3 protein-coding genes are annotated in these 2,652 nt (G+C 69.4%); 1 reads left to right on the top strand and 2 read right to left on the bottom strand.

Annotated elements, in window-relative coordinates:
- Positions 1–262 (top strand): YegP family protein (locus ACFR9S_RS03385; protein WP_379818066.1); only part of this gene is annotated, 262 nt, incomplete at its 5' end.
- A gap of 6 nt (positions 263–268) precedes the next feature.
- Here the strand turns inward: ACFR9S_RS03385 and ACFR9S_RS03380 are convergent.
- Positions 269–1,873 (bottom strand): TrkH family potassium uptake protein, encoded by a 1,605-nt coding sequence (locus ACFR9S_RS03380; RefSeq protein ID WP_379730653.1) that lies wholly within the window; start codon positions 1,871–1,873, stop codon positions 269–271.
- A 79-nt stretch (positions 1,874–1,952) separates the two neighbouring features.
- Positions 1,953–2,652: NAD-binding protein (locus ACFR9S_RS03375; RefSeq protein WP_379818065.1), on the bottom strand; the 700-nt coding region annotated here is incomplete at its 5' end.

Genomic DNA, 2,652 nt, shown 5'->3' with positions numbered 1-2,652 from the left:
CGGCCGCGCGGCGTTCGAGGTGTACGAGGACAACGGCGGCGAGTTCCGCTGGCGGCTCCGCCACCGCAACGGCCAGATCGTCGCGACCGGCAGCGAGGGCTACGCGGAGAAGTCCAAGGCCGAGGACGCGGTCGATCGGTTCAAGCTGAACGCGCCCGGCTCGGAGATCGAGGATCTGGACGCCGCCGAGGCGCCGGAAACGAGCGACGAGAGCGAGGAGAGCGGCGACGCCGCCGAAGAGGACGCCGGCGACGGGGAGTAGCGCCCCTCAGCGCCGCCAGTACTCCGGCATCAGACAGACCAGCAGCGGGATGATCTCCAGCCGGCCGGCCCACATCAGCGCCACCATGAACAGCTTCGAGCTGTTGGGGAAGCCGATGTAGCCGCCCATCGGGCCGAGGCGGTAGAACGCCGGCCCCACGTTCCCGAGCGTGGAGGCCGTCCCCGAGATCACTTCGAACACGGTGAAGTCGACGCCCGCGCGGGCGACGTCGAGGAACAGGACCAGCGCCCCGAGGAAGAAGATCACGACGTACAGCAGCGTAAACGCCATGATTCCACGGATAGCGCGGTCGTCGAGCGCGGTCCCGCCCAGTCGGACGGGGCGGACCGCCTCGGGGTGGGCGGTCGTGAACAGTTCGCGGCGGAGCACCTTTGCGACGACGATCCAGCGGACGACCTTGATCGACCCGCCGGTCGAGCCCGCGGAGCCGCCGACGAACATCGCGAACAGCAGGGCGTACTGCGCCGGCGGCGCCCAGGTGTCGAAGTCCATGCTGGCGTAGCCGGTGGTGGTGACGATCGAGACGGTCTGGAACAGCGCGTGCCGGACCGTCGGTTCGAGGTTGCCGCTGATCGTGGCGACGGTCTCCGACAGGTAGGCGGCGTCGAACGTCGCGCCCTCGGGGACGCCCGACGCGAACCCGCCGGTGAACAGCAGCCCGCTGACGATGGCCGTCAGCACCGCCATCACGCCGAGGAAGCCGCGGAACTCGGTGTCATCGAACAGCTCGCGGGGGGAGCCGGCGATCGCCTGCCAGATCAGCGCGAAGTTGGTGCCCGCGATCACCATGAAGGGGATGATGACCCACTGGACCGCCGCCGAGAACGCCTCGATGCTGCGGGCCTGCGGCGAGAATCCGCCGGTCGGCATCGTCGTCAGCCCGTGGGCGACGGCGTTGTACGCGTCCATGTTCGGACCGGCCATCCCGGCGAGGTCGAGCCCGTACAGCAGCAGGATCTCGACCACCGTGATCGCGAGGTAGGCGCCCCAGAGCACGCGGGCGGTCTCGGCGATCTTCGGCGTCAGCTTCTCGATCCCCGGGCCGGGCGCCTCGGCGTCCATCAGCTGTGCGCCGCCGACGGAGAGCTCCGGCAGGATCGCGACCGCGAGCACGACGATCCCCATCCCGCCGAGCCACTGGGTGAGCTGGCGCCAGATCATCACCCCCCGGGTGTGATCGGTGACGTTGATGCTCCCCAGCACCGTCGCGCCGGTGGTGGTGAACCCCGACATCGACTCGAACAGCGCGTTCACGGGGTTGCCGAGCGTCGATCCGGGGTGGATCGGCTCCACGAGCAGCGGGATGCCGTGGGCCTCGATCAGGTACGGGATCGTCCCGACGAGGGCGACCGCGATCCACGTGGTCGCCACCATCAGGAACCCCTCGCGGCTCCCGATGTCCGGCTCCGGGGCGAGCCGTTCAAGCCCCAACCCGACCGCGAGCGTGATCGCGATGGTGGGCAGGAACGGGGCGAGGGTCTCGCCGTAGACCAGCGCGACGACCACCGGAAGCAGCAGCGGGACCGAGAGGTACTTCAGCACCGTCCCGACGAGGCTCAGGCTGGCGCGGTAATCGACGCGTATCGACACGGTTGTTTCGGAGTGTGAGGCGTTCGGCGCTTCAAGCTACTGTTTCGGGAGCGGCCTCAAGCGGGGAAGGCCGTCGCCGTCACAGCGCCGCGGAGACCTCGTCAGCGTGCTCGGTCTCGACGAACAGCACGACGTGGTCGCCGGCTTCGAGTTCGGTCCCTCCGCGGGGGACGACGTACTCCCCGCCGCGGGTGATGGCGCCGATCACCACGTCGGCGGGCAGCGAGTGGATCGACTCCCGGATCGGCTTGCCCACCAGCGGGCTGTCCTCGTCGACCTCGACTTCCAGCACCTCCGCCAGCCCGTTCTCGACCAGCGCGACGTTCTCGGCGCCGCCGGCCCGGGTGAACCGGGTGATCTCCTCGGCGACCACCTCGCGGGGGTTGATGCCCACGTCGATGCCCACCGCCTCGAACAGGTCGACGTACTCCGACTGGTCGATCACGGCGACGCTGCGCTCGGTGCCGACCCGTTCGGCCAGCAGCGAGGCGAGGAGGTTCTTCTCGTCGGAGTCGAGCGCGGAGACGATCACCTCGGCGTCGCCGATGTGTTCGCGTTCGAGGAACTCGATGTCGGTGGCGTCGGTCTCCATCACCATCGTGTCCGGGAGCTCCTCTGCCAGCCAGCGGGCCCGGTCGGCGTCCTGTTCGAGCAGGCGCGCGGAGACGCCGCGATCGGAGAGCAGTCGGGCGACGTGGTAGCCGATCTCGCCGCCGCCGACGACCACCACCTCGCTGTCGGTGAACTCCATGAACTCGTCGTGCCACTCGTCGGCGATC

This window comes from Halolamina salina (genome assembly GCF_042678005.1).
Lineage (GTDB): Archaea > Halobacteriota > Halobacteria > Halobacteriales > Haloferacaceae > Halolamina > Halolamina salina.
The sequence above is the reverse complement of the archived record's forward strand: the minus strand, read 5'-3'. Positions and strand labels throughout refer to the sequence as shown.